The organism is Streptomyces sp. NBC_00859, from assembly GCF_045161865.1.
In the GTDB taxonomy this organism is placed as follows: domain Bacteria; phylum Actinomycetota; class Actinomycetes; order Streptomycetales; family Streptomycetaceae; genus Streptomyces.
Genome location: NZ_CP108826.1, coordinates 3345565 through 3372500 on the forward strand (window position 1 = coordinate 3345565; position 26936 = coordinate 3372500).

21 protein-coding genes and 2 rRNA genes (1 of these 23 running past the window's edge) are annotated in these 26936 nt (G+C 68.8%); 6 read left to right on the top strand and 17 right to left on the bottom strand.

The features are described 5' to 3' along the window. Positions 1-128: 128 nt before the first annotated feature. Entirely contained in the window at positions 129-812 is a 684-nt protein-coding gene (locus OG584_RS14385; RefSeq protein ID WP_405778217.1) for a maltokinase N-terminal cap-like domain-containing protein, read from the top strand. 141 nt (positions 813-953) lie between these two features. On the opposite strand, the gene OG584_RS14390 is transcribed toward OG584_RS14385, so the two are convergent. Continuing rightward, positions 954-2471 (bottom strand): catalase, encoded by a 1518-nt coding sequence (locus OG584_RS14390; protein WP_405778218.1) that lies wholly within the window; start codon positions 2469-2471, stop codon positions 954-956. Positions 2472-2883: 412 nt separating this feature from the next. Between OG584_RS14390 and OG584_RS14395 the strand changes: the two genes are divergently transcribed. Continuing rightward, positions 2884-3777: a polysaccharide deacetylase family protein gene (locus OG584_RS14395; protein ID WP_405778219.1), complete on the top strand. Its 894-nt coding sequence runs from the start codon at positions 2884-2886 to the stop codon at positions 3775-3777. Positions 3778-3976: 199 nt separating this feature from the next. After that, positions 3977-5974: an Ig-like domain repeat protein gene (locus OG584_RS14400; RefSeq protein ID WP_405778220.1), complete on the top strand. Its 1998-nt coding sequence runs from the start codon at positions 3977-3979 to the stop codon at positions 5972-5974. Positions 5975-6063: 89 nt separating this feature from the next. Here the strand turns inward: OG584_RS14400 and hemB are convergent, their stop codons facing one another. From hemB to OG584_RS14430, 6 genes are all read right to left on the bottom strand, one after another. Further along, positions 6064-7053, bottom strand: coding sequence for a porphobilinogen synthase (hemB, locus tag OG584_RS14405; RefSeq protein WP_405778221.1), 990 nt, complete (start codon positions 7051-7053; stop codon positions 6064-6066). Positions 7054-7127: 74 nt separating this feature from the next. Beyond that, positions 7128-8786, bottom strand: coding sequence for a uroporphyrinogen-III synthase (locus tag OG584_RS14410; protein ID WP_405778222.1), 1659 nt, complete (start codon positions 8784-8786; stop codon positions 7128-7130). Next, positions 8783-9739 carry a hydroxymethylbilane synthase gene (gene hemC, locus OG584_RS14415; RefSeq protein WP_405778223.1) on the bottom strand — a complete coding sequence of 319 codons (957 nt, stop codon included), beginning with the start codon at positions 9737-9739 and terminating at the stop codon, positions 8783-8785. Before hemC ends, OG584_RS14410 begins: the two co-directional genes overlap by 4 nt. Continuing rightward, positions 9736-11343 (bottom strand): glutamyl-tRNA reductase, encoded by a 1608-nt coding sequence (locus OG584_RS14420; protein WP_405778224.1) that lies wholly within the window; start codon positions 11341-11343, stop codon positions 9736-9738. The genes hemC and OG584_RS14420 overlap by 4 nt, the downstream gene beginning before the upstream one ends. Next, a complete protein-coding gene (locus OG584_RS14425; protein ID WP_405778225.1) occupies positions 11340-12158 on the bottom strand; it encodes a redox-sensing transcriptional repressor Rex in 819 nt (272 codons plus the stop codon). The genes OG584_RS14420 and OG584_RS14425 overlap by 4 nt, the downstream gene beginning before the upstream one ends. A gap of 334 nt (positions 12159-12492) precedes the next feature. Next, on the bottom strand, positions 12493-12774 hold the full coding sequence (locus tag OG584_RS14430) for a glutaredoxin family protein (RefSeq protein WP_405778226.1): 282 nt from the start codon (positions 12772-12774) through the stop codon (positions 12493-12495). A gap of 219 nt (positions 12775-12993) precedes the next feature. Here OG584_RS14430 and OG584_RS14435 point away from each other — a divergent pair, with 219 nt between their 5' ends. The 3 genes from OG584_RS14435 to OG584_RS14445 all read left to right on the top strand — a co-directional run bounded on the left by OG584_RS14435 (position 12994) and on the right by OG584_RS14445 (position 16628). Then, complete coding sequence (locus tag OG584_RS14435; protein ID WP_405778227.1) at positions 12994-13947, top strand: HAD family hydrolase; 954 nt, start codon at positions 12994-12996, stop codon at positions 13945-13947. A 489-nt stretch (positions 13948-14436) separates the two neighbouring features. Further along, positions 14437-15210, top strand: a complete 774-nt coding sequence (locus OG584_RS14440) for an ECF subfamily RNA polymerase sigma factor, BldN family (RefSeq protein WP_405778228.1) — start codon at positions 14437-14439, stop codon at positions 15208-15210. A 215-nt stretch (positions 15211-15425) separates the two neighbouring features. Next, positions 15426-16628 (top strand): DUF5667 domain-containing protein, encoded by a 1203-nt coding sequence (locus OG584_RS14445; protein WP_405778229.1) that lies wholly within the window; start codon positions 15426-15428, stop codon positions 16626-16628. A 133-nt stretch (positions 16629-16761) separates the two neighbouring features. On the opposite strand, the gene OG584_RS14450 is transcribed toward OG584_RS14445, so the two are convergent. The 10 genes from OG584_RS14450 to OG584_RS14495 form a co-directional block, all read right to left on the bottom strand. Further along, positions 16762-17820 carry a lysophospholipid acyltransferase family protein gene (locus tag OG584_RS14450; RefSeq protein WP_405778230.1) on the bottom strand — a complete coding sequence of 353 codons (1059 nt, stop codon included), beginning with the start codon at positions 17818-17820 and terminating at the stop codon, positions 16762-16764. A gap of 1 nt (position 17821) precedes the next feature. After that, positions 17822-18922, bottom strand: a complete 1101-nt coding sequence (locus tag OG584_RS14455) for an NAD-dependent epimerase/dehydratase family protein (RefSeq protein WP_405778231.1) — start codon at positions 18920-18922, stop codon at positions 17822-17824. 167 nt (positions 18923-19089) lie between these two features. Continuing rightward, positions 19090-19188, bottom strand: coding sequence for a 30S ribosomal protein bS22 (locus OG584_RS14460; protein WP_003948845.1), 99 nt, complete (start codon positions 19186-19188; stop codon positions 19090-19092). 121 nt (positions 19189-19309) lie between these two features. Then, entirely contained in the window at positions 19310-19522 is a 213-nt protein-coding gene (locus tag OG584_RS14465) for a helix-turn-helix domain-containing protein (protein ID WP_405778232.1), read from the bottom strand. A 130-nt stretch (positions 19523-19652) separates the two neighbouring features. Next, positions 19653-20468 carry a phosphatase gene (locus tag OG584_RS14470; protein ID WP_405778233.1) on the bottom strand — a complete coding sequence of 272 codons (816 nt, stop codon included), beginning with the start codon at positions 20466-20468 and terminating at the stop codon, positions 19653-19655. A 356-nt stretch (positions 20469-20824) separates the two neighbouring features. Beyond that, positions 20825-22000, bottom strand: a complete 1176-nt coding sequence (locus OG584_RS14475) for an acetoin utilization protein AcuC (protein WP_405778234.1) — start codon at positions 21998-22000, stop codon at positions 20825-20827. Then, positions 21951-23198, bottom strand: a complete 1248-nt coding sequence (locus OG584_RS14480) for an MFS transporter (RefSeq protein WP_405778235.1) — start codon at positions 23196-23198, stop codon at positions 21951-21953. Before OG584_RS14480 ends, OG584_RS14475 begins: the two co-directional genes overlap by 50 nt. A gap of 41 nt (positions 23199-23239) precedes the next feature. Next, positions 23240-23884, bottom strand: a complete 645-nt coding sequence (locus OG584_RS14485) for an HAD family hydrolase (RefSeq protein ID WP_405778236.1) — start codon at positions 23882-23884, stop codon at positions 23240-23242. Between the two features lie 68 nt (positions 23885-23952). Then, a 5S ribosomal RNA gene (gene rrf, locus OG584_RS14490) occupies positions 23953-24069 on the bottom strand. A 78-nt stretch (positions 24070-24147) separates the two neighbouring features. After that, a 23S ribosomal RNA gene (locus tag OG584_RS14495) occupies positions 24148-26936 on the bottom strand (it continues 339 nt past the right edge of the window).

The following is a 26936-nucleotide window of genomic DNA, read 5'->3' on the forward strand; positions in this document are numbered from 1 at the left end:
AGGGCGGCAACCGCCCACCCGGTCGGCCTTCGCAGGGCTCGTCGCCCGCGCGAAAATCGCCTGATCCGCTCCCTGCGCCAGTGACAGGATGAACGCAGACCGACGGGAACGGGAGAGGTACCCCACACATGGCTGTCATCCACCACACCACGCTGAACCCCACCAAGCTGGAACTGCTCACCGCCTGGCTGCCCACGCAGCCCTGGTATCTCGGCGGGGCCGACGGCAAACCCGAGCTGGCCAAGGCGGGCGGGTTCCGGCTCGATGACCCGCAGGGCGAGGTGGGGATCGAGTTCATGCTGGTCGCCGACGCCTCCGGGGACGAACCCGTCACGTACCAGGTGCCCTTCGGCTACCGCGCCGGGCCGCTCGACGGAGCCGGTGACGACGCGCTCATCGGCACCATGGAGCACGGCGTGCTCGGCGAGCGCTGGGTCTACGACGGAGCCCACGACCCGGTGCTCGTCGCCCAGCTGGTCGCCCTGATGGCCGGGGCCGCCGTGCCGCAGGAGCAGAGCGTCAGCAACACCCCGGACCCGACCGTCGCCGGTCACTTCACGGGTACGGAGCACCCGGTGGCCACCGGGATCGCCGCGGTGACCAGCGACGCGCACGGCACCGGCGTACGGGTACGGACGGCCAACACCTCCGGCCCCGGGCTGACCCTCCACATCAACCGCGTGGTCCGTCCCCGGCAGGACGCAACCGCCCAGGACCTGGGCCACGTCACGGGGGACCTGCAGCTGCCGGACGGCACGAAGGCGCGCACCCTGTTCGCCGCCGTACGCGAGACGGGCTCCGGCCGGGCCTGATCCATCTGCGGGTCCCGGGCCCGCAGGCACTGAGCCCGTGGACACTGACCGCGCAGGCGCTCCGGGTGGGCGCCGGCAGTGCACAAACGTGTGTTGCCGCCGCGATCCGCAAGGGTCGCGGCGGCAACAGTACGAACCGGGTCAGGCCTTGTGCTGCATGCTCGTCCGGGCCGGATTGGACTGCTGGGCAGCCTTCGGGTCCTTCTCCGAGGCCTTGGCCCGCACGCCCTTCGCGATGCGCTCACCGATGGTCTTGTCGATGTTGGACCAGTAGGTGAAGGCACGCGTGAGAACGGGCTCGCTCACATCGTTCAGCAGGTGGCCGACGACGTTGTCCACGAGCCGGTCACGTGCGGCGTCGTCGAGGACCTCGCGCACCATAGTGCCGGCCTGGCCCCAGTCGTCGTCCTCCGCGTGGTCGACATACGCGGCGCGGGTGATGTCCCCGTCCGCGTGCCAGCTGGGCGGAGCGTGCCGGTCGGTGTCGGCGGCCGGACCGCCCTTGGAGTTCGGGGCGTAGACCGGGTCGGTGGTCTTCCGGTACGCCATGGCCCCGTCCTTGGAGTACGTGTGCACCTTCGCGACGGGTGCGTTCACCGGGAGCTGCTGGTAATTGGCTCCGATCCGGTACCGGTGGGCGTCGGCGTAGGAGAACAGCCGCGCGAGGAGCATCCGGTCGGGGCTGGGGCCGATGCCCGGAACCAGGTTGTTGGGCTGGAAAGCGGCCTGCTCGATCTCGGCGTGGTTGTCCGTGGGGTTACGGTCCAGGGTCATCCGCCCGACCTCGACCAGCGGGTAGTCGGCGTGCGGCCACACCTTGGTCAGGTCGAAGGGGTTGAACCGGTACGAGGGGGCGTCGTCGTACGGCATGACCTGCACGTACAGCGTCCAGCTCGGGAACTCGCCGTCGCGGATGTGCTCGAAGAGGTCCCGCGTGTGGTAATCCGTGTCCGCCGCCGCCATCTGGTCGGCCTCGTGCTGGGTGAAGTGCTCGACGCCCTGGTCGGTCTTGAAGTGGTACTTCACCCAGAAGCGCTCGCCCTGGGCGTTGATCCACATGTAGGTGTGCGAGGTGTACCCGTTCATGTGGCGCCAGGACCGCGGGATGCCCCGGTCGCCCATCAGCCAGGTGACCTGGTGCGCGGACTCCGGCGACAGCGTCCAGAAGTCCCACTGCATGTCGTGGTCGCGGAGGTTGTTGTCGGCGCGGCGTTTCTGGGACCGGATGAAGTGCTGGAACTTCATCGGGTCCTTCACGAAGAAGACGGGAGTGTTGTTCCCGACCATGTCGTAGTTGCCTTCGCTGGTGTAGAACTTCACCGCGAAGCCGCGCGGGTCGCGCCACGTGTCCGGGCTGCCGCGCTCCCCCGCAACCGTCGAGAAGCGGGTGACCAGCTCGGTACGGGTGCCCGGCTGGAACACGGCCGCCTTCGTGAAGGCGCTGACGTCGTTGGTCACCTCGAAGTGGCCGAAGGCACCGCTTCCCTTGGCGTGCGGCTGCCGCTCAGGGATCCGTTCCCGGTTGAACTGTGCCATCTGCTCGATCAGGTAGGAATCCTGGAGCAGAATCGGACCGCCCGCGCCGACCGTGAGTGAATGCTCGTCACTCTCGACCGGAGCGCCGGAGTCGGTGGTGGTGGCGGGGGTGCTCTCCGTCATCGGTCTCCCTTTCGATCTGCGGGGTGGGGCATACGGACGTGTAACCGCCGGAACGGGGGTCATAACCTGCCCGGTCGAAACGCCCCCCGGGGGAGGAGCCGGATGATCCGGGTGGAGGCGCTCGGGCCGTGCGGCACGGCGGAGGCAGGGACAGCGCACGGAGCACCGCGGCAGCACGCGGCCCTGCCAGGACACTGCGCTGCGGCGACACCGACGCGCCCGCGGCTTCCCCCGAGGAGCCGGCGCGCCCTGGCGGGTCCCCGGGGACCCGGCGGGCTCCGACGCCAGTACGGGGTGATCCGCGACCGCGACGCGCCGGAGTGTCGGACCGCCCCGCCTGAGTGGATTCGTAGCATGATCCGATTCGCACTCAGGAGCCGGACATCGTGCTGTGAAACGGGGTGGGTGGCGCGTGTCATTGACTCGTCGGGCTGTCATCGCCGCAGTGGCGGCCGCCGGGCTCGCAGGATGCGACGCCGGGTCCGGGTCCGCGGGCGGGGCGATGCCTGAGTCGCACCCGCCGTCCACCCCGTCGGACGTGGAGCCCCCGAGCCGCGACCCGCGCACCGGTCGCCGGACCGGGCCCGGAGCGGCGGCGCCGGCGGTGACCCGGGCGACCGCGGTCGCCCGGTACGGCTCGGCACGGCCGACGAGCTGGGGCTTCGACGCTCCGGGCGTCCTGACCGTCCTGCCCCGTTCGCGACGCGGCATCGCGCTGACCTTCGACGCGTGCGGCGGCCCCGGTGGCAGCGGTTACGACAAGGACCTGATCGGCTTCCTCCGCGCGAGGAAGGTACCGGCCACCCTGTTCCTGAACTCCCGCTGGATCGACGCCCACCCGGCCGTCTTCCGCGAGCTGGCGGACGATCCGCTCTTCGAGATCGCCAACCACGGGACCCGGCACCGCCCCCTGTCGGTCTCCGGCCGCTCCGCGTACGGAATTCCCGGCACGCGCGACGCGGGCGAGGTCTTCGACGAGGTCGCGGGCAACCACACCAAGCTGACCGGACTGCTCGGCCGGCCACCCCGCTGGTTCCGGTCGGGGACGGCGTACTACGACGACGTGGCGTCCCGCGTCGTGAGCGCCCTGGGCGAACGCCCGGTGAGTTTCACGGTCAACGGCGACGGCGGCGCGACCTTCACACCGGGGCAGGTCCACACCACCGTCACGGCCGCCCGGCCCGGCTCGATCGTGATCGGCCACATGAACCGGCCCACCGGCGGCACGGCGGAGGGCATCGCCACGGCGGTCCCCCGACTCCTCGCGTCCGGCCACCGGTTCGTCCGGCTCTCCGACGCGCTGTGACCGAGCCCGGACGTCCGCCGGTACGGCGGGCCGCTCCTCCGGAGTGGCCGCGACGCGGCCGGGACGGTCGCCGAGCGCGGAGCCGCGGCGGAATCCCTCCCGCGTAAAACTGTGCGTTGCCTGTCAGTGGGATGGCTTACTCTGCGATCACCGTGCCCCGACCGAAGGGCCGGCACTGATCAGTGGGGGGCCACTCATCGTGCGTACGCGCACTCTTCCGGCCGCGACAGCGCTCGCGGTCCTTTTCGGCTCGGCCGCGCTCGTCGCGACCGCAGCAGGGTCGGCCACAGCCGACTCCAGCAGGAGCCTGCCCGTGACGTCCGTGGGTGACGTGCTGGTGGACGGCGTTCACCAGCACGTCTTCATCACGGACCCGACGAGCGGCAAACTCGTCGTCACCGACTACACGGGAGGCGTCGTGGCGACCCTCCCGGATCTGCCCGGAGTGTCGGGCCTGGCGATATCCGCCGACTCGGGCCAGGTGTACGCGGCCGTGGCGGACAAGGACACCATCGCCTCGGTCAGCACCACGACGCTCGCGGAGACCACGAGCTACCCGCTGCCCGGCGCCGCCGACCCGCGTCATCTGGCACTCACCGGCAGCACGCTCTGGTTCGGCTACGGGACGGACGGCCGGGGCCACCTCGGCTCGCTCGACCTGTCGGCGGCCGAGCCCGCGACAGCACTCGCCCAGGAGGGCGACGTGTATCTGGGCGGGCCGCCCAGGATCGCGTCGACACCGGCGAACCCCGGCCTGCTGGCCGTCGGGGACACCCAGGTGAGCCCGATGACGCTGGCTCTCTACACCGTCGCGGACGGCAAGGCCACGCTCCGCACCTCCCGCCAGGACCCGAGCGGCGGAGGCGGCGACCTGAGCGACTTCGCGCTCAGCCCGGACGGCACCCAGCTCGTCACGGCGAGCGGAGCCCCGTACTACCAGCCCATCTACTCCACCACCGACCTCACCATGCTCGGCCAGTACTCCACCAACACCTATCCGAACGCCGTGGACATCGCACCCGACGGCACGGTCGCGGCCGGCACCTTCTCCTGGTACGACCCGGACGTGCACATCTTCAACCCGGGGAACGGGACCCCGGTCCGTCAGTACGACTTCCCCAACACGGGCCATACCTCCGGTGCGGACACCCTGGCGGACGACGGCCTCGCCTGGGAGCCGGACGGGACACGGCTGTTCGCGGTGTCCGAGAACAGCGAAAGCGTGTTCACCCTGCGTGTGCTGGACGCGCCTGCCAAGTCGGCCCCGGCGCTGACCGTCTCCGCTCCAGCCAAGGCCGACCGCGCCAAGTCCCTCACCGTGAAGGGCAAGGTGACCGCGACGGTACCGCTCCCGGCCGGGACACCACTGGCCGTCACCCGGACCGACGCCGAATCGCCGGCCGGCAAATCCCTCGGCACGAAGAAGCTCGGGGCGGGCGGCGCGTTCTCGTTCACGGACACACCGCCGGCGGGCGGCAGGGTCACGTACAAGGTCTCGTACGCGGGCGACAGCCTGCACACCGCGGCCTCCGCGTCCACCGCCGTCACCGTCTCGCGCGCCACGCCCGCGCTCTCCCTCGACCGCAACGGCAAGCTCTACGGGTACGGCGCGAAGGTCTCCTTCACCGCCCACCTCGGCACTACGTACAAGAACCGGACCGTCGAGCTGTGGTCGGACCCGTTCGGCGCCGACAAACCGAAGAAGCTGGTGAAGACGGGCAAGGTCAACTCGAAGGGCAACCTGTCCGTCACCGTCGCGATGACCCGTGACACAGCGGTCAGCGCGGTGTTCCCCGGAGACGCCCGCTACGCGCCCCGCACCGTCAAGTCGACCGCGTACGCCCAGGTGAAGATCGCCACGTCGGTGGCGCACCAGTACCGGACCGCCAAGATCGGCTCCACGGCGTTCGCCTACTTCCACAACAAGACGAACCCGCTCTTCACGACCACGATGACGGCGTACCCGAACCGCTCGGAGAAACTGAGCCTGGAGATCTACTACCGGGGCAAGTGGCGCGCCAACGGCCACCAGTACTTCAAGCTCGGATCCAACGGCAGAGTGGGTGTGTCACTCACCGGTGCCCGCGACACCGGCTACCGCCTGCGGATGCGGGCGTCGTACGTGAACGGTTCATCGGGCGACACGGTCAACTCGACCACCAACGGGCCCTGGAAGTACTTCATCTTCACCAAGTAGCCCCGCCGGCGCCGCCCATGACACAGCTGAGCGCCGTGGCCCCCTGTCCGGCGGCCACGGCGCTCACAGCTCTCTGCCGGGGCGACTGCTCAGAGCCACCCCGCGACCTCGGTCGCCCAGTAGGTCAGAATCATGCTCGCGCCCGCCCGCTTGATACCGGTCAGGGTCTCCAGGATCGCCCTGTCCCGGTCGATCCAGCCCTTCTCCGCGGCCGCCTCGATCATCGAGTACTCCCCGCTGATCTGGTACGCGGCCACCGGCACGGACACCGAATCCGCGACCTGCGCCAGGATGTCCAGATACGGTCCGGCCGGCTTGACCATCACCATGTCGGCACCCTCGGCGAGGTCCAGCTCCAGCTCGCGCAGCGACTCACGTGCGTTGGCCGGGTCCTGCTGGTACGTCTTGCGGTCACCCTGCAGCGAGGAGCCGACGGCCTCACGGAACGGCCCGTAGAAAGCGGACGAGTACTTCACCGTGTAGGCGAGGATCGACACATCCTCCTTGTCGATCGTGTCCAGCGCGTCCCTGATCACGCCGACCTGGCCGTCCATCATGCCGCTGGGGCCCACCACATGGGCGCCGGCGTCGGCCTGGACCTGCGCCATCTCCGCGTACCGCTCAAGCGTCGCGTCGTTGTCGACCCGGCCCGACTCGTCCAGGACCCCGCAGTGACCGTGGTCGGTGAACTCGTCGAGGCACAGGTCGGACATGATCACCAGGTCGTCGCCGACCTCGGAGCGCACATCGCGGAGGGCCAACTGGAGGATGCCCTCCGGGTCCGTGCCCGCCGTGCCGATGGCGTCCTTCTTGGCGTCATCGGGGACACCGAAGAGCATGATCCCCGCGACGCCCGCGGAGACGGCGTCGACCGCCGCCTTCCGCAGGGTGTCCCGGGTGTGCTGGACCACGCCCGGCATCGCCGTGATCGGCACCGGCTCCCCGATCCCCTCCCGCACGAAGGCGGGCAGGATCAGATCGGCCGGGTGGACCCGAGTCTCGGCGACCATGCGCCGCATCGCGGGAGTGGTGCGCAGCCGCCGCGGACGGGCGCCGGGAAAAGATCCGTACACAGTCATCCTCAGTTACCTCTTCGAACTCTTCGCTTCGGCCTCCGCGGTCCGCCCGGTGTGCGGGCGGCAGCTCGAACCGCTCAGGTGGTGCGCCGCCTGCGACCGCCCGGACGGCGCTCGCTGGGGCGGGTGACCGTCTCGCCCGCTTCCCTGGCCGCCTCACGGCGCTGCGCGCCGAACTCGGCGAGCGCCTCCGCGAGTCTGTGCACCGAGGGCTCCGGCGAGAGCACGTCCACCCGCAGCCCGTGCTCCTCGGCCGTCTTGGCCGTGGCCGGGCCGATACAGGCGATGACCGTCACATTGTGCGGCTTGCCCGCGATGCCCACCAGATTGCGGACCGTGCTCGAAGAGGTGAAGAGGACCGCGTCGAAGCCACCGCCCTTGATCGCCTCACGCGTGTCGGCCGGCGGCGGCGACGCACGCACCGTGCGGTACGCGGTGACGTCGTCGACCTCCCAGCCCAGCTCGATGAGCCCGGCAACCAGCGTCTCGGTGGCGATGTCCGCGCGCGGCAGGAAGACACGGTCGATCGGGTCGAAGACCGGGTCGTAGGGCGGCCAGTCCTCCAGCAGACCGGCGGCCGACTGCTCACCGCTCGGGACGAGATCGGGCTTGACGCCGAACTCGACCAGCGAGGCCGCGGTCTGCTCGCCCACGGCGGCGACCTTGATCCCCGCGAAGGCACGCGCGTCGAGCCCGTACTCCTCGAACTTCTCCCGCACCGCCTTGACGGCGTTCACGCTGGTGAAGGCGATCCACTCGTACCGCCCGGTGACCAGGCCCTTGACCGCGCGCTCCATCTGCTGCGGGGTGCGCGGCGGCTCCACGGCGATGGTGGGGACCTCGTGCGGCACAGCGCCGTAGGACCGCAGCTGGTCGGAGAGCGAGGCCGCCTGCTCCTTCGTACGCGGAACGAGCACCCGCCACCCGAAGAGCGGCTTCGACTCGAACCACGACAACTGGTCGCGCCTGGCGGCCGAGCTGCGCTCGCCGACCACGGCTATGACCGGCTGGTGGCCGTCCGGCGACGGCAGCACCTTCGCCTGCTTGAGCACCTGGGCGACCGTGCCGAGCGTCGCGGACCAGGTGCGCTGGCGGGTGGTCGTACCGGCGACGGTGACGGACATCGGGGTGTCGGGCTTGCGGCCCGCCGCGACCAGCTCACCGGCGGTCGCGCCGACCGAGTCCAGCGTCGTGGAGACGACCGCGGTCGCGTCGCTCGCGCCGACCTCGCTCCAGCAGCGGTCGGACGCGGTACGGGCGTCGACGAAGCGGACGTCGGTGCCCTGCGCGTCACGCAGCGGCACACCCGCGTACGCGGAGACACCCACCGCCGTCGAGACACCCGGGACGACCTCGAACGGGATTCCCGCCGATGCGCAGGCGAGCATCTCCTCGCCGGAGTTCCCGTCGAGTCCGGGGTCGCCGGTGACAGCACGGACGACCCGCCTGCCACCCCGTGCGGCCTCCATGACAAGATTGCCCGCATCTCGGATGGCCGGGATTCCGGCGGCTGTTGACGCTTCGTCAACAACCGTCAGCTGAGGCGTGCTTACGGTCGCCCGCGCATGGCTGCGTACGACATCGAGCACATGCGGCTCAGCAATCAGTACGTCCGCACTCGCGAGCGCTTCGACAGCGCGCAGTGTGAGAAGTCCCGGATCCCCGGGTCCGGCACCGAGGAAGGTGACGTGCCCGTGTGCGGGAAGGGCGGCTGGCAGGTTCGAGGTGGGGTTCATCGTGCTCGCTCCCCCATAAGACCGGCCGCACCCTTGGCCAGCATCTCGGACGCGAGTTCGCGTCCGAGCGCCTCGTTGCCTTCGTGCGACGTGGGTACGGGACCGGTGGTGGACAGCTGCACCAGCGTGGAGCCGTCGGTCGAGCCGACGACACCGCGCAGGCGCATCTCGGTTACAGCCTGCCCGTCGGCCAGGACGTCGGCCAGTGCGCCAACAGGCGCACTGCAACCGGCCTCCAAGGCGGCGAGCAGGGATCGCTCGGCGGTCACGGCGGCCCGGGTGTACGGGTCGTCGAGCTCGGCGAGCTGGGCGACGAGATCAGCGCGGGATGCCGCGCACTCGACCGCCAGGGCCCCCTGGCCGGGGGCGGGCAAGATGATGTCGACCGGCAGGTACTCGGTCACTTCGTCGGCCCTGCCGGCACGGTGGAGCCCGGCCGCGGCGAGAACCACCGCGTCCAGGTCCCCGCTGCGGACGAATCCGATGCGGGTGTCGATGTTGCCGCGGATCGGCACGGTCTCGATGCGCATCCCGTGGTCGCGGGCGTACGCGTTGAGCTGCGCCATCCGGCGCGACGAGCCGGTGCCCACCCGGGCACCGTCCGGCAGCTGCTCGAAGGTCAGCCCGTCCCGTGCGATCAGCACATCCCGGGGGTCCTCGCGGACCGGGATCGCGGCCAGCACCAGACCGTCCGGCTGGGCGGTCGGCAGATCCTTCAGCGAGTGCACGGCGAAATCGACCTCGCCGCTCATCAGCGCATCGCGCAGGGCGGTGACGAACACACCGGTCCCGCCGATCTGCGAGAGGTGCTCACGGGAGATGTCCCCGTACGTGGTGATCTCGACGAGTTCCACGGGGCGACCGGTGATCTGCCGCACCGCCTCGGCGATTTGTCCTGACTGCGCCATGGCGAGCTTGCTGCGCCTGGTCCCCAGCCTCAAGGCATCGGTCATGCCCGCCCTCGGTTCTTGACGTCTGTGTTGCTCAGGTCGGTCAGATCGGCCCTGCTGACGGCCGCGACCGTCAACGGGTCGAGGTCGAAGAGTTCCCGCAGCGCGTCCGCGTAGCCGGCACCGCCGGGCTCGCTCGCGAGCTGCTTCACCCGCACGGTGGGCGCGTGCAGGAGCTTGTCGACGACACGGCGCACGGTCTGCGAGATCTCGGCACGCTCCTTGTCGTCCAGATCGGGAAGGCGCCCGTCGAGCCGCGCGATCTCACCGGCGACCACGCCGGCGGCCATGGTGCGCAGGGCCACAACGGTCGGAGTGATGTGGGCGGCCCGCTGCGCCGCGCCGAACGCCGCGACCTCGTCCGAGACGATGGTCCGTACGGCGTCGACATCGGCGGCCATGGGCGCGTCGGCCGAAGCGTCGGCGAGCGACTCGATGTCGACCAGCCGCGCACCGCTGACACGGTGCACCGCGGCGTCGATGTCGCGCGGCATCGCCAGGTCGAGCAGGGCGAGGCGCGGCGGCGGGCCGTCACCGGCGGGGCGAGGCACGGTACGGGCGACGGGCGCCGCGGGCGCGGTGGACCCCGCCCAGGCGCCGTGCTGCTCAAGCGCGTCGACCGCGCGCACCGCGGCCGCGGCAGCGGTGGCGTCCGCGGGCACGTCGAGGACCGCACCGGCCGCCGGTACCGCGGACGAGTCGGCGGCCGGCACCGCGGGCGTCGCCGCGGTGCGCGCGGTCGACGCGTCCTGCGCGGCCGGTCCGGCGGGGGTGAACTCCTCGCCGAGCGCGCGGGCCACGGACTCGGCGCTCAGCACGAGACCGGTCGCTCCCGTACAGGAGACGACCAGGTCGGCGCGGGCCAGCTCCTCGTCGACGGCGTTCATGGGAACGGCAGCCGCACTCACCCCGGCGCCGCCGAGGATCTCCGCGAGCCGCTCCGCACGCGCCTGCGTCCGGTTGGCGACGACGATCTCCGCGGCCCCCGCACGCGCCAGTGTCGCGGCGGCCAGTGAGGACATGGAGCCCGCGCCGATCACCAGGGCGCGCTTGCCGCGGGCCCAGCCGGCCACATCCGTACCACCTGCGAGCTGCTCGAGGCCGAAGGTGACGAGCGACTGCCCGGCCCTGTCGATCCCGGTCTCGCTGTGCGCGCGCTTGCCCACCCGCAGGGCCTGCTGGAACAGGTCGTTCAACAGCCGCCCGGCGGTGTGCAGTTCCTGGCCGAGCGCGAGAGCGTCCTTGATCTGGCCGAGGATCTGGCCCTCGCCCACGACCATGGAGTCGAGCCCGCACGCCACCGAGAAGAGGTGATGGACGGCCCGGTCCTCGTAGTGCACATAGAGATAGGGAGTGAGCTCCTCGAGCCCGACACCGCAGTGCTGGGCGAGCAGCGTGGACAGCTCGGCCACGCCCGCGTGGAACTTGTCCACGTCGGCGTACAGCTCGATGCGGTTGCAGGTGGCCAGCGTCGCGGCTTCGGCAGCGGGCTCGGCGGCCAGCGTGTCCTGCAACAGCTTGGCCTGCGCATCAGCGGAGAGCGCGGCCCGCTCCAGCACGCTGACGGGCGCACTGCGGTGACTCACTCCGACGACCAGGAGACTCATGCCGGCATCACGGCGGGCATGTCCCCGTCGGGTCCCTTCCGGTCGGCGCGGGCGGTACGGGCGTTCACGGTGTGCGCGGCGGCGGCCGCCGCGGCCGCGTGCGCGCCGCCCCGCATCGGCGGCGCGTCGGCGTCGGGGGCCGCGAGCGCCCCCTCCCCGGCCTTCCGCTGCTCGTGGAAGGCGAGGATCTGCAGCTCGATGGAGAGGTCCACCTTGCGCACGTCGACGCCTTCCGGCACCGAGAGCACGGTGGGAGCGAAGTTCAGAATCGAGGTGACACCGGCGGCGACGAGCCGCTCGCAGACCGGCTGCGCCGCACCCGCGGGGGTGGCGATGACGCCGATGGAGACACCGTTGTCCGAGATGATCTTCTCGAGGTCGTCGCTGTGCTGGACCGGAATCCCGGCCACCGGCTTCCCGGCCATGGCGGGGTCGGCGTCGATCAGCGCGGCGACCCGGAAGCCGCGCGAGGCGAATCCGCCGTAGTTGGCGAGCGCGGCGCCGAGGTTACCGATACCGACGATGACGACGGGCCAGTCCTGGGTGAGACCCAGCTCACGCGAGATCTGGTATACGAGGTATTCGACGTCGTACCCGACGCCCCTGGTCCCGTACGAACCCAGGTAGGAGAAGTCCTTGCGCAGCTTCGCGGAGTTGACCCCGGCGGCGGCGGCGAGCTCCTCGGACGAGACCGTGGGCACGGAGCGCTCCGACAGGCCGGTGAGGGCGCGGAGATACAACGGAAGTCGGGCGACGGTGGCCTCGGGGATTCCTCGGCTACGGGTCGCCGGTCGGTGAGTTCGGCCAGTTGCCACGGTGCTCCTGCGGGATGAGCGAGGCTGCAGGCGGCCATATGCAGCAGGACCGCCCCGTCGAATGCAGGCTATGTCTTTGTGAACGCGTGCACAAAGATGGTGTCCGTTTTGTCCGTGCAAAGTGACCGGGGTCACGCACTTCGGCAGCGTATTGACGGAACCGCGGGCCGATCCGATGCGTTGAGATCCCAAAGGGGGCAAAACCGCACACACTCCTCACGCCTACGCCCCCGAGACCGCTCAAATCGCCCACGATGGTAACCGTCTTTGAGGGCCGGGGTCTCCCGCGAGGAACGACCGGCCTCAGCAGCGGGCCCCGCCGGGAGCGGGCCCCTCAGGAACGCAGCGCGTGGCGGAGCCGGTCGGGGTCGACCCGCCAGAAGGTGTGCTGTTCGCCGTCGACGAGGACCACGGGGATCTGCTCCCAGTACGCCTCGTTGAGCGCGGAGTCCTGGGTGATGTCCTTCTCCTCCCACGCCGCGCCGGCCTCCGCGCACACCGCCGCGACGATGGCACGTGCGTCGTCGCAGAGGTGGCACCCGGGCTTCCCGACCAGAGTGACGACCCGCTCGGCGGGATTCCCTTTACCGGCGCTGCGGCGGAACAGAGGACTCATACCGCCATTGTCCGCCGCCCGTACGGCCACACCGCGCGAGGGACTCGCCCGGCAGCCGCGCCGGGCGGTTCCGGGCGGACCGGACGCACCGGGACCCCTCGGGCGGACCCGCGTCCGGGCCGGCCGGCGCACGCCGGATACACATCCGCACACCCAGAGTTCACGCCACCGCATTCCGTCAGGTGAAGAACCCTCCGCCGGACTGGCTATGCTCGCACCATGGCCGCACTGGGATGGCTCACCCCTCGTAGGCGCTCGGCGACAGCACGCAGCGTGCTGGCGGGCGAGGCCGCAGCCGAAGCAGCCCGCAAGACCTCGCAGGAGCCGCTGCCCGCCGATGCGGGCACCATCGAGGGGCTCGGCGAAGAGGCCGCCCCGGAGCCCGAGTTCCCCGTAGCGGGGGACAGCCTGGCCGCCGCCTTCTTCGACCTCGACAACACCGTGATGCAGGGCGCCGCGATCTTCCACTTCGGCCGCGGCCTGTACAAGCGGAAGTTCTTCCAGCGCCGCGAGCTGGCCAGGTTCGCCTGGCAGCAGACCTGGTTCCGGCTGGCCGGTGTCGAGGACCCCGAACACATGCAGGACGCCCGTGAGAGCGCCCTGTCCATCGTCAAGGGCCACCGCGTCTCCGAGCTGATGTCCATCGGCGAGGAGATCTACGACGAGTACATGGCCGACCGCATCTGGCCCGGCACCCGCGCCCTCGCCCAGGCCCACCTGGACGCGGGCCAGAGGGTCTGGCTGGTCACGGCCGCCCCCGTGGAGACCGCGACGATCATCGCCCGCCGCCTCGGCCTGACCGGAGCACTCGGCACCGTGGCGGAGTCGATGGACGGCGTCTACACGGGCCGGCTCGTCGGCGAGCCGCTGCACGGGCCGGCGAAAGCGGAGGCCGTACGGGCCCTCGCCGCCGCCGAGGGCCTCGACCTGGCGCGCTGCGCCGCGTACAGCGACTCGCACAACGACATCCCGATGCTCTCGCTCGTCGGGCACCCGTACGCGATCAACCCCGACGCAAAGCTGGCCCGTTACGCCCGCGAACGCGACTGGCGGCTGCGCGACTACCGGACCGGGCGCAAGGCCGCCAGGGTCGGCATCCCGGCAGCCGCCGGGGTCGGCGCGCTGGCGGGCGGCACCGCGGCGGCGGTCGCCCTGCACCGCCGCCGCCACTGAACCCGTACGCCGCCCGCACCCTGCCCGTACGTCACCCCTCTGTACGTCACCGCACGTACGTCACCCCCGTGCGGCCCGCAGCACGGCCCGCACGCGTTCCGGCCGGCCGGAACGTCAGCCGGCGCTGACCGGGGCGTCAACAGCCCTCCCGGCGGCCGTCCGCCGCCACGCCACTCCGGCGGGACGCGGCAAATCGAACTTCTTACCCCCCTGCGCCCGCCGCCAGTCCTGTTGCGGCCACTCGCGCACAAGTGACCCCTCAATCAAACGGATCGTGGGGCTATCCGATCAATAAACGGTCACGAAGTGCTACTTGATCCGACGCGTAGGCGTAACAGAAGCGACGTAATCGATGATTTGAGCAACTGGGTGTAGCGCTGCCTGTACGAAGCGTTATTCTCCTCAGACGCATACCGGACCTCACTCGCCATCACGTCGAGTGAATCATCCAGCACTGCACGTGATGGAAGCTCTGCCTCTGGGAGTCCCGTGTACCCACACGTCGGGGTTGACGCCTCGGGCCTGGCTACGCTGCGCGCAACGGTCTTTGACCAGCTGCGCGGCTTCGTCCCCACCGCGTACGCCGTCCCCGCATTCGCCACAGCCGCACCTGCCGGCCCCTGCTACGCCCTCGCCGATGGCGGTGCGGCCGTCAGCAGACGCAGCCGCGGCGGCACCGGCACGTCCACCGCCCGTCGGCCTGCGGCCGACAGCGACAGCGCACGCATGATGGACCTCGTCGAACGAGCTCAGGCCGGCGAGGCCGACGCCTTCGGGCGGCTCTACGACCAGTACAGCGACACGGTCTACCGCTACATCTACTACCGCGTCGGCGGAAAGGCGACGGCGGAGGATCTCACCAGTGAGACCTTCCTGCGCGCCCTGCGCCGAATCTCCACCTTCACCTGGCAGGGGCGCGACTTCGGCGCCTGGCTGGTCACGATCGCCCGGAACCTGGTCGCCGACCACTTCAAGTCGAGCCGTTTCCGGCTGGAAGTGACCACCGGAGAAATGCTCGATGCCAACGAGGTCGAGCGCAGCCCGGAGGACTCCGTCCTGGAGTCCCTCTCCAACGCCGCCCTGCTCGAAGCCGTACGGAAGCTCAATCCACAGCAGCAGGAGTGCGTGACCCTGCGCTTCCTGCAAGGGCTCTCCGTCGCCGAGACGGCACGGGCCATGGGCAAGAACGAGGGCGCCATCAAGACGCTCCAGTACCGTGCCGTCCGCACGCTGGCACGGCTCCTTCCCGATGACGCGCGCTGATCGCAACTCACCCTCAGTGACAGCCTCATGACACTGCGGTCCGATCATCCTTCGTCCGTAACCCAAGGGCCGTGCGGCTCGTTGAGTGGGATGCAGGCTCCCTGTGGTCAAGCCACGCCCGCAAGTGTTCACCCGATCGTGTGGAAGCGCTCAAGGTGGGCAACCTTCCGGACCCCGAGGGGAGTCGATCGTCATGACGAGAGGAGGTGCCGCCAGTGATCGGACAAGTTTCGGCACACCGGCGGGCGAACGCCTTCGCCCAGGCCCTGGAAGAGCAGACACTCCAGGGCTCGGCGGCCGACCAGCCCGAAGCTCCCACCGAACCGAGCACCCAAGGGCAGTTGCTGGCCCTGGTGACCGGTCTCGAAGAGCTACCGAAACCGCAGCTGGATCCTGAGGTCAAAATGGTGCAGCGAGCCCAGCTCGTCGCCGCCATGGAGACGATGCTCGCGGGGGGAGGTGTGTCCGAGGGCCCTCAGGTGCCCGAACAGCGGACCGGCCGAGGCGCCCACCGGGCGTCCCCGCTCCGGAAATTGCGCCCCCGCTCCCGCTGGTCGAAGGGCCTCGCTGCGGGCGGACTCACCGTCGGCGTCGCAGCCGGAGCCTTCAGCGGCGTCGCAGCTGCCAGCTCCGACGCCCTCCCCGGTGATTCGCTGTACGGGCTGAAGCGCGGCATGGAAGATCTCAAGCTGGGGATGGCGAACGATGATGCCGCCCGCGGCCAGATCTACCTCGACCAGGCTTCCACCCGTCTCCAGGAGGCACGCCGCCTCATGGAGCGCGACCGGGCGGGCCGGCTCGACCACGAGCAACTGGGCGAAGTCAGACGCGCGCTGAACGGCATGAACCACGACGCCGGAGAAGGCCACCGGCTGCTGCACGAGGCATACACGAGGGACGGGTCACTCGCACCGATCCAGACACTCTCCTCGTTCTCCCGTTCGCACCGGGAGGCCTGGAGCAAGCTCCGGGGCCGGCTGCCCGTCCAGCTCGACGACGTGGGAAACCAGGTCAATTCGGTCTTCGACGCCATAGACCAGGAGGTCAGCCCGCTCCAGTCGCAGCTGCCGCGCACCCCCGGCATTCCCCATACCCCGGGGCAACCGGACACCTCCAGGCAGGGCACCCCCGGGACCGACCGTCCCGGACCCACCTCGGCAGCCCCCGATCACAGCCGCAGGGAAAACACCCGGCCGAAGCCTTCCGGTTCCGAGAGCGGCAGAGCCGACCAGGGACTGATCGGCGGCAGCACCGGTGGCCTCCTGGACCCGCCGAAGAGCAGCGGCGGCTCGTCCTCCTCGTCGCAGGACACGGGCAAGTCCGGCGAGGGCACCAAGCCCGCCCCGGACGTCACACTCCCCCCGCTGCTCCCCGGCCTGCTCCCGGGCCTGGGCATCAACAGCGAGGACGCCCCGTAGGACACCAGGACACCCGCAGGACATCAGCGAGGCAAAGTGCCGGGCCCGGAACATCACGGGCCCGGCACTTTCCCGCGTCGGCCTGTCGGCACCCCGCGCCGGACCGTTCCGGCACCGGTCGGAAGAAGCCCGGTCAGAAGAAGACCGACCGCCGCTGCACCAGCAGCTTGTACAGCGTGTGCTGGATCTGCTCCCGCACCTGGTCCGTCAGGTTGAACATCAGCATCGGGTCCTCGGCGGCCTCCGGGGAGAACCCGTCCGTCGGGATCGGCTCACCGAACTGGATGGTCCACTTCGTCGGCAGCGGCATCAGCCCCAGCGGCCCCAGCCACGGGAACGTCGGCGTGACCGGGAAGTACGGGAAACCCAGCAGCCGGGCCACCGTCTTCGCGTTGCCGATCATCGGGTAGATCTCCTCGGCCCCGACGATCGAGCACGGCACGATCGGCACCCCGGCCCGCAGCGCGGTCGACACGAAGCCGCCCCGCCCGAACCGCTGCAGCTTGTACCGGTCGGAGAACGGCTTCCCGATTCCCTTGAACCCCTCGGGCATCACCCCGACGACCTCACCGCGCTGGAGCAGCCGCTCCGCGTCCTCGGCGCACGCCAGCGTGTGCCCGGCCTTCCTCGCCAGTTCGTTGATGACCGGCAGCATGAAGACCAGATCGGCCGCGAGCAGCCGCAGATGGCGCTCCGCTGGGTGCTGGTCGTGGACGGCCATCTGCAGCATCAGCCCGTCGAGCGGCAGCGTCCCCGAGTGGTTGGCGACGACGAGCGCCCCGCCGTCGGACGGGATGTTCTCGATGCCCTTCACCTCGACGCGGAAGTACTTCTCGTACAGCGGCCGCACCACCGACATCAGGACCTGGTCGGTGAGTTCCTCGTCGTACCCGAACTCGTCGACGTCGTACTCACCGGTGATCCGCCGCCGCAGAAACGCGAGCCCGCCGGCGATCCGCCGGTCCCAGTCGGCGCCGCCGGCCACCGCACGGTCCTCCGCTTCCCTCTCGGGCGCCTCAGCCGGCGGCTCTGCCGCGCCGGACGGCTCCGGCCCGGCCTGCTGCTCCGGTACGGGCGCGAGGGGCCCAGGGACAGCCCTGCCGCGCGCCCCGGGCCGCTTGGCGGCCTTGCCGTTCCTGATTCGCCTCGCTCTGGGCTCGTCGCCGAAAGGGATGACCTTGGCATCGGCCATGTCAGATGCGCTCCTTGCTGACGGAGTGGGCGGAGTTCACAGGCCGGCCGACGGCGGCGGGTCCGGCCGGACCGATGGATTCGGCGAAGGCAGCGACCCGGTCGACCACCCGCGCCAGCGCCCTGGGCGGCAGCAGGCCGTCCCCCCGGCCGATCGCGAAGTCCTCGAAGGTCTCGGCCGTCGTGTACCTCGGCACGAACCCCAGTGTCTCGCGCATCTGCGCCGTACTGACGACGCGGCCATGGGTGAGCAGCCGGATCTGCTCCGGCGAGAAGTCGGTGACCCCGACGGTCCGCAGCGCGGAGCCGACCCAGTTCACGGCGGGCAGCAGTACCGGAACGGTCGGCCGGCCGAGCCTCCGTGAGCACTGCGAGAGCAGCAGCACACCGTCGCCGGCGATGTTGAAGGTGCCGCTGTTGAGCGTCCCGCGCGGCGGTTCGCCCAGCGCGAGGCGGAGTACGTCGATGACGTCGTCCTCGTGGACGAACTGGAGGCGCGGGTCATAACCGAACACGGTCGGCAGCACCGGCAGCGACAGGTACTCGGCGAGCGGGTATTCGGTGCTCGGACCCAGGATGTTCGCGAAGCGCAGGACACAGACCGCCACATCGGGCCTGCGCCGGGCGAAGCCCCGCACATAGCCCTCGACCTCGACCGCGTCCTTCGCGAAACCGCCGCTCGGCAGGGACTTGGGAGGTGTCGTCTCGGTGAAGACGGCCGGGTCGCGCGGCGCCGCCCCGTACACGTTGGTGCTGGACTTGACCACGAGACGCCGGACGGTCGGAGACTTCTGGCAGGCACCGAGCAGCTGCATGGTGCCGATGACGTTGGTCTCCTTGACCGTCGCCCGGCCACCGGTGCCCAGCGGGGTGCCCGTGACGTCCATGTGCACGACCGTGTCGACGTCGTACTCGGCGAGCACCCGGGCGATGGCGGGCTGGCGGATGTCCGCCCGTACGAAGACGGCGTCACCCAGTCCGTGCGCGGGTTCCACGATGTCCACCGCGATCACCCGGTCCACCTCGGCGTCCCGCAGTACGCGGCGCACGAGCCGGCCACCGAGCTGCCGGGCCACCCCGGTGACGAGCACGACCTTGCCCAAGATCAGCGCCTTCCCATTCGGACTCCCGTACGGCCACCGTAGCGGCTCGCTGTCGCGCTGTACTGGTGATGCGCTGCGTGAAGTCACCGGAAATCTACCCCCAGGAACGCGCAGAGGCCCTCCCACCATGCTGGTGGGAGGGCCTCAGAACCACGTACAGCTGCCGCTTACTTCTTGTTGCGACGCTGAACGCGGGTGCGCTTGAGCAGCTTGCGGTGCTTCTTCTTAGCCATCCGCTTGCGCCGCTTCTTGATAACAGAGCCCACGACTACCCTCGCTCACTTCTCTTCACTCGGTGCGGGGCGTCTGGGCCCACACGACCTACGTCGGCCTAGCCTACCTGCCGCCGAGTGAGGGACGTAATCCGAGGGGAAACCCCGGACTTCCCTAGGCGGTCGGGACCCCCACAAAAGACTCGCGGAGGTACTCGTGCACTGCTTGCTCCGGGACCCGGAAGGACCTGCCCACCCTGATCGCCGGCAGATGACCGCTGTGCACCAGCCGGTACACGGTCATCTTGGACACACGCATCACCGAGGCGACCTCCGCCACGGTCAGGAACCTGACCTCGTTGAGAGGCCTCTCACTCCCAGCAGCCATGACCCACCTGAACCTTCCGCACCCGACGGGGCACCGGCTTCCCCTTCCGGTGACTCTTCGTCGTGGCGCGCTCACTCATCAGACTAGGTGCGGGTGATACGAGTGGGGAAGAGGAGCAACCACCCCTTCCCTACTGGGACAGAAGCGCGCGATTGAGTACATAGCGCGTGAGGGGCCGGTAGTAGTCGGGCCGCACCGCGTCATCAATCGGAACGGCCACGGAGACCTGCCCCTCCGCCTCACCGACGAACAGCGCGGGATCGTCGGTGTCCGCGAGGCCGATGGCCTCGACCCCCAGCTGACCTGCCCCGCAGACCCATCCGTGATCGCCGACGACCAGACCGGGAAGGCCGTACGAGCCCCCCGCCGCGGCCTCCAGCGCGACCCGGACCGGCAGCGGGGAATGGGTATGTGCGCCGGGCTCACTCCCCGGCACTCGCACGCCGGGTTCGCGCATCAGCGCGACTCCCCGTTCGTACTCCAGCAGGTACGTGCGTACGCCGAACCGGGTCGTTATGTCGACACTGTGGCCCTGCGCGGGGGTGAGGACAGTACATCCGGCCGCCGACAAGGCGTCTGCCAGCGCGGCGTAGAAACCGAGCAGCCGGTGCGGATGCCCCGTCCCGAACAGCACGCAGGCCCCCCGCGCCACAGCCGCGCCGAGCCGCGCGGCGAACGCGTCGAGCGCCGCCAGCGTCCGCTCCGGGTCGATCACATCGGGCCCCGACACATGCCCCGGATCTCCGGACACCCCGCACCGCTCGGCCATCAGGCCCAGCAACTCCCGCTCGTCCCAGACCCGTTCGGGGTGGATGCCGAGGGTCACACGCGGGTCGCGCGCCGCGAAGAGCCGGTAACTGCGCAGACTCACCTCCCGCGAGGTGGCCACGGGCCCGGCCAGCCTGGCCGCCAACAGATGCGCGCGGAGGGCGCCGGTGGTCAACACCCTGCCGATGGTGCCGCAATGGCCGCGGGACCGGGCGGGAACCGTGGATATCCGGCACCGTTGGCGTAACGCCACACGAGAACCCGACGCGAGACCTGGACGCCGCCTGAGCACACCCCGGGAGGCACGGCTGCCCTCTCCCGGCACAGTCGAGCCCGTCGTGGGGACCGCAGCGTCAGCCGGGAGAGACCACGGGCGCCCGGGGCTCGCCCCCAGGCGCCTGGAAGGGACAAGGCGGGGACAGCGAACGAGCCCACCGCAGGCGCCCCACGAACCGCACCGCAGCACCAGCACCAGCACCAGCACCAGCACCAGCACCAGCACCAGCCGCACCGAACCCCGCTGCCCGCTGCCCGCTAAGGCAACAGCCCCCGCAGCGGAAACACCGCCCGCCGGGTGGCCAGCACCGCCTGGTCCAGCCGGTCCGCCGGGTCGTACCCCTCGTCCCACGAACGCCAGGCCACCGGCCACCGGCCGTCCGTCATCCGGGCGGGCCCCGTCCCCCGCGTCCGCGCGTACACCTCGTCCCGCCAGGAAGCCGGAATCACCGACTCCGGCTCGATCTCCGCGTGCCCGGCGATCCCCACCAGATGCGTCCACGACCGCGGTACGACGTCGGCCACCGCGTAACCGCCCCCGCCGAGCGCGACCCAGCGCCCGCCGTCGGCGTACTCGTGGGCCAGTTCGTGGCAGGCGACCTGCACCGCCCGCTGCGCGTCCAGCGAGACCGCCAGATGGGCCAGCGGGTCCTCGAAGTGTGTGTCGGCGCCGTGCTGCGACACCAGCACCTGCGGCCGGAAGTCGGCGAGCAGCTCGGGCACCACCGCGTGGAACGCCCGCACCCACCCGGCGTCACCGGTCCCGGCCGGCAGCGGCAGATTCACCGCAGACCCCTCCCCCGCGCCCTCTCCCGTCTCGGTCGGGAAACCCGTACCGGGAAAGAGCGTCCGGGGATGCTCGTGCAGCGAAATCGTCAGCACACGAGGATCGTCCCGGAAAGCCTCCTGCACCCCGTCCCCGTGGTGCACGTCCACGTCGACGTACGCGACGCGCTCAGCCCCCAGTTCGAGAAGCCGGGCAATGGCCAGGGCGGCGTCGTTGTAGATGCAGAATCCGGATGCGGCGCCGGGCATCGCGTGGTGCAGTCCGCCCGCGAAGTTCACCGCGTGGGCGGCCTCCCCGCGCCACACCGCTTCGGCAGCGCCCACCGACTGACCGGCGATCAGCGCGGAGACCTCGTGCATCCCGGCGAAGGCAGGGTCGTCGGGCGTTCCGAGGCCGTACGAGATGTCGGCCGCCCCGGGATCGGCCGATGCCGCCCGCACCGCCTCCAGATAGTCCGCGCGGTGCACGAGCCTCAGGGTGGAGTCCCCGGCCGGTCTGGCGGCCACTACATCGACCGCACCGTCCAGTCCGTACGCCCGGACCAGCCCCATGGTCAGTGCGAGCCGCACCGGATCCATCGGGTGACCGGGCCCGAAGTCATACCTCGTTACTGCTTGGTCCCACATCAACAGTCCGCGGCCGTTCATGCCCGCCACCGTATCGGGCGTCGCCGTGACCGAACGAGCGGGCGTACACGAGGGTCGCCAGCACCAGCACCATCGGTATGAGCATCGCCCCCCGGTAGTTCCACGCGTCGCCGATCGCCCCCACCAGCGGCGACCCGACGAGGAACCCCACGTAGTTGAAGATGTTGAGCCGGGCGATGGCCGCGTCGGACGCTTCCGGGAACAGCCGCCCCGCGGCCGCGAACGTCTGCGGCACGATCACACAGAGCCCGAACCCCAGCAGGGTGAACCCGAGCATCCCCACCCAGGGGCCGCTCGCGGCGGCGACCACACCGAACCCGGCAGCCGCGACGACGGTCCCGAACCGTACGACGGCCACCGCCCCGAACCGCCGCACCCCGAAGTCTCCGACCGCCCGGCCCAGCAGCGTGGTCACCATGTAGACGTTGTAGGGGACGGTGGAAAGCTGCTCGGAGCTTCCCAGCACGTCCTGGAGGTACTTGGCGCTCCAGTTGGAGACGGTCGAGTCGCCGATGTACGCGAAAGCCATCACCAGGCAGAGAGGCAGCAGCAACCGGAAGACGACACCACCACCGGCACCACCGCCCGCCCGTACAACGCCCGCCTCCACATCGCCCGCAGCGACACCGGCGTCCCGCGCGTCCGCGTACCAGCGGCTCCCCACCAGGCAGACGGGCAGCAGCACCACGGCGACCGGCCAGTACGAGCTGAGCAGCGACAGATGCCAGTGCGCCCCGACCCAGGCCAGTGAGGCTCCGGCGATCCCGCCGAGGCTGTACGCGGCGTGGAACCCGAGCATGATGCTGCGCCCGTACGCCCGCTGGAGACTCACCCCCAGCATGTTCATGGAGGCGTCCAGCGCCCCCACACCGAGCCCGAACACGCCGAGCGCGAGGGAGGCCTGCCACAGCTCGGTACCGGCCGCGGCGCCGAGCAGGGCCAGCAGCACCACGGGCTGCGCCCAGCGCAGCACGACGGAGGGCCGCACCCGCTTCACGAGCTGCTCGGTGGCGACACTGCTGACACCGGCGAGGACCGGCACCGCGGCGAGGAAGACGGGAAGCAGGCCGTCGGATATCCCGTAACGGTCCTGGATGGCGGGGATCCGCGTCACCAGGAGAGCGAACGCGGCGCCCTGCGCGAAGAAGCTGAGCCCCAGGGAGGCCCTGCCGTGCCGCAGGCGAACATCTGTCGTCATGGCGGCACAGTAGGCCCCTCGCCTACCCGTGGGTAGATGGATCAGGCAAGGAGTTGCGGCAGCTCCGGCATCCGGGAGAAGAAGCCGTTCGCCCCGGCGAGACGTTCTGCGGGAGTCATCGCCGTAAACCCGTACACATCCATCCCCGCGGCGTGAGCGGCCGCCACTCCGAGCGGGCTGTCCTCGATGACGACACACCGCTCCGCCGCCACGCCCATCTGCTGGGCGGCGTGGAAGAACAGGTCCGGCGCCGGCTTGCCACGGCCGACGTCCTGCACGCTGAAGATCCACTCGTCCTCGAACCACTCGTCGAGTCCGGTGGCCCGGTGCCCGACCCGGATCCGCTCGTGGGTGCCGGAGGACGCGACGCAGTACGGCACCCCCTGGGCGACCAGGTCGGCGAGGACGTCGGCCACCCCGGCGACCGGCTGCAGCTCCGCCTCGAAGGCGGCGAAGACGCGGGCGTGCAGTGTGTCGTCGAAGTCCTCGGGGAGCTGCTGGCCGGTCCGCTCAAGGATGGTGTCGTGTACGCGGTGCACGGCGGCACCCATGTAGTCGCGGAGGGACTCGTCGTACGAGGTGGGGTGACCCAGCTCGGTCAGGTATCCCGCGAGGATCGTGTTGGAGATCGGCTCACTGTCCACAAGGACGCCGTCGTTGTCGAAGATGACCAGGTCGTAGCGCATACCCTGACCATAAACGCAAAAATGCCTCAGTCCCGGACCATAACGGTCCGGGACTGAGGCTAAAAATTGTTCGGCGGCGTCCTACTCTCCCACAGGGTCCCCCCTGCAGTACCATCGGCGCTGAAAGGCTTAGCTTCCGGGTTCGGAATGTAACCGGGCGTTTCCCTAACGCAATGACCACCGAAACACTATGAAATTAACCAACACCGGATACAACACGGTCGTTCGTTATTTCAGAACTAACACAGTGGACGCGAGCAACTGAGGACAAGCCCTCGGCCTATTAGTACCAGTCAGCTCCACCCGTTACCGGGCTTCCACATCTGGCCTATCAACCCAGTCGTCTACTGGGAGCCTTAACCCCTCAAAGGGGGTGGGAATACTCATCTCGAAGCAGGCTTCCCGCTTAGATGCTTTCAGCGGTTATCCTTTCCGAACGTAGCCAACCAGCCATGCCCTTGGCAGGACAACTGGCACACCAGAGGTTCGTCCGTCCCGGTCCTCTCGTACTAGGGACAGCCCTTCTCAATATTCCTACGCGCGCAGAGGATAGGGACCGAACTGTCTCACGACGTTCTAAACCCAGCTCGCGTACCGCTTTAATGGGCGAACAGCCCAACCCTTGGGACCGACTCCAGCCCCAGGATGCGACGAGCCGACATCGAGGTGCCAAACCATCCCGTCGATATGGACTCTTGGGGAAGATCAGCCTGTTATCCCCGGGGTACCTTTTATCCGTTGAGCGACAGCGCTTCCACAAGCCACTGCCGGATCACTAGTCCCGACTTTCGTCCCTGCTCGACCCGTCGGTCTCACAGTCAAGCTCCCTTGTGCACTTACACTCAACACCTGATTGCCAACCAGGCTGAGGGAACCTTTGGGCGCCTCCGTTACTCTTTAGGAGGCAACCGCCCCAGTTAAACTACCCATCAGACACTGTCCCTGATCCGGATCACGGACCGAGGTTAGACATCCAGCACGACCAGAGTGGTATTTCAACGACGACTCCACAACCACTGGCGTGGCCGCTTCAAAGTCTCCCACCTATCCTACACAAGCCGAACCGAACACCAATATCAAACTGTAGTAAAGGTCCCGGGGTCTTTCCGTCCTTCTGCGCGAAACGAGCATCTTTACTCGTAGTGCAATTTCACCGGGCCTATGGTTGAGACAGTCGAGAAGTCGTTACGCCATTCGTGCAGGTCGGAACTTACCCGACAAGGAATTTCGCTACCTTAGGATGGTTATAGTTACCACCGCCGTTTACTGGCGCTTAAGTTCTCAGCTTCGCCACACCGAAATGTGACTAACCGGTCCCCTTAACGTTCCAGCACCGGGCAGGCGTCAGTCCGTATACATCGCCTTACGGCTTCGCACGGACCTGTGTTTTTAGTAAACAGTCGCTTCTCGCTGGTCTCTGCGGCCACCCCCAGCTCACCGAGTAAATCGGATCACCAGAAATGGCCCCCCTTCTCCCGAAGTTACGGGGGCATTTTGCCGAGTTCCTTAACCATAGTTCACCCGAACGCCTCGGTATTCTCTACCTGACCACCTGAGTCGGTTTAGGGTACGGGCCGCCATGAAACTCGCTAGAGGCTTTTCTCGACAGCATAGGATCATCCACTTCACCACAATCGGCTCGGCATCAGGTCTCACCCTTAATGTCATCCGGATTTACCTGGACAACGGGCTACACCCTTACCCCGGGACAACCACCGCCCGGGTTGGACTACCTTCCTGCGTCACCCCATCGCTTACCTACTACCACCTTGGTTCGACGGCTCCACCACTTCCCTTTCCCCGAAGGGTCCAGGACGGCTTCACGGCCTTAGCATCAGAGGATTCAGTATTGGGCGTTTCAAAGCGGGTACCGGAATATCAACCGGTTGTCCATCGACTACGCCTGTCGGCCTCGCCTTAGGTCCCGACTTACCCTGGGCAGATCAGCTTGACCCAGGAACCCTTAGTCAATCGGCGCACACGTTTCTCACGTGTGTATCGCTACTCATGCCTGCATTCTCACTCGTGAACCGTCCACAACTCGCTTCCGCGGCTGCTTCACCCGGCACACGACGCTCCCCTACCCATCCCAGCCCCCGTTGGGGGTATGTGCTGGAATGACACGACTTCGGCGGTACGCTTGAGCCCCGCTACATTGTCGGCGCGGAATCACTTGACCAGTGAGCTATTACGCACTCTTTCAAGGATGGCTGCTTCTAAGCCAACCTCCTGGTTGTCTCTGCGACTCCACATCCTTTTCCACTTAGCGTACGCTTAGGGGCCTTAGTCGATGCTCTGGGCTGTTTCCCTCTCGACCATGGAGCTTATCCCCCACAGTCTCACTGCCGCGCTCTCACTTACCGGCATTCGGAGTTTGGCTAAGGTCAGTAACCCGGTAGGGCCCATCGCCTATCCAGTGCTCTACCTCCGGCAAGAAACACACGACGCTGCACCTAAATGCATTTCGGGGAGAACCAGCTATCACGGAGTTTGATTGGCCTTTCACCCCTAACCACAGGTCATCCCCCAGGTTTTCAACCCTGGTGGGTTCGGTCCTCCACGACCTCTTACAGCCGCTTCAACCTGCCCATGGCTAGATCACTCCGCTTCGGGTCTAGAGCGTGCAACTCAAACGCCCTATTAGGACTCGCTTTCGCTACGGCTTCCCCACACGGGTTAACCTCGCTACACACCGCTAACTCGCAGGCTCATTCTTCAAAAGGCACGCAGTCACGACCCACATTCCGAAGAATATGGCCAGCGACGCTCCCACGGCTTGTAGGCACACGGTTTCAGGTACTATTTCACTCCGCTCCCGCGGTACTTTTCACCATTCCCTCACGGTACTATCCGCTATCGGTCACCAGGGAATATTTAGGCTTAGCGGGTGGTCCCGCCAGATTCACACGGGATTTCTCGGGCCCCGTGCTACTTGGGAGTCACACAAGCAAGCCGTTGATGTTTCAGCTACGGGGGTCTTACCCTCTACGCCGGACCTTTCGCATGTCCTTCGCCTACACCAACGGTTTCTGACTTGCCCAACAGCCGGCAG

What these genes read in the sequence shown, in the direction of transcription:
- OG584_RS14385 (WP_405778217.1), top strand. Translation starts at nt 129, where the DNA reads ATGGCTGTCATCCACCACACCACGCTGAACCCCACCAAGCTGGAACTG.
- OG584_RS14390 (WP_405778218.1), bottom strand. Translation starts at nt 2,471, where the DNA reads ATGACGGAGAGCACCCCCGCCACCACCACCGACTCCGGCGCTCCGGTC.
- hemB (WP_405778221.1), bottom strand. Translation starts at nt 7,053, where the DNA reads ATGACTGTGTACGGATCTTTTCCCGGCGCCCGTCCGCGGCGGCTGCGC.
- OG584_RS14410 (WP_405778222.1), bottom strand. Translation starts at nt 8,786, where the DNA reads ATGAACCCCACCTCGAACCTGCCAGCCGCCCTTCCCGCACACGGGCAC.
- hemC (WP_405778223.1), bottom strand. Translation starts at nt 9,739, where the DNA reads ATGACCGATGCCTTGAGGCTGGGGACCAGGCGCAGCAAGCTCGCCATG.
- OG584_RS14420 (WP_405778224.1), bottom strand. Translation starts at nt 11,343, where the DNA reads ATGAGTCTCCTGGTCGTCGGAGTGAGTCACCGCAGTGCGCCCGTCAGC.
- OG584_RS14430 (WP_405778226.1), bottom strand. Translation starts at nt 12,774, where the DNA reads ATGAGTCCTCTGTTCCGCCGCAGCGCCGGTAAAGGGAATCCCGCCGAG.
- OG584_RS14435 (WP_405778227.1), top strand. Translation starts at nt 12,994, where the DNA reads ATGGCCGCACTGGGATGGCTCACCCCTCGTAGGCGCTCGGCGACAGCA.
- OG584_RS14450 (WP_405778230.1), bottom strand. Translation starts at nt 17,820, where the DNA reads ATGGCCGATGCCAAGGTCATCCCTTTCGGCGACGAGCCCAGAGCGAGG.
- OG584_RS14465 (WP_405778232.1), bottom strand. Translation starts at nt 19,522, where the DNA reads ATGGCTGCTGGGAGTGAGAGGCCTCTCAACGAGGTCAGGTTCCTGACC.
- OG584_RS14475 (WP_405778234.1), bottom strand. Translation starts at nt 22,000, where the DNA reads ATGAACGGCCGCGGACTGTTGATGTGGGACCAAGCAGTAACGAGGTAT.
- OG584_RS14480 (WP_405778235.1), bottom strand. Translation starts at nt 23,198, where the DNA reads ATGACGACAGATGTTCGCCTGCGGCACGGCAGGGCCTCCCTGGGGCTC.
- OG584_RS14485 (WP_405778236.1), bottom strand. Translation starts at nt 23,884, where the DNA reads ATGCGCTACGACCTGGTCATCTTCGACAACGACGGCGTCCTTGTGGAC.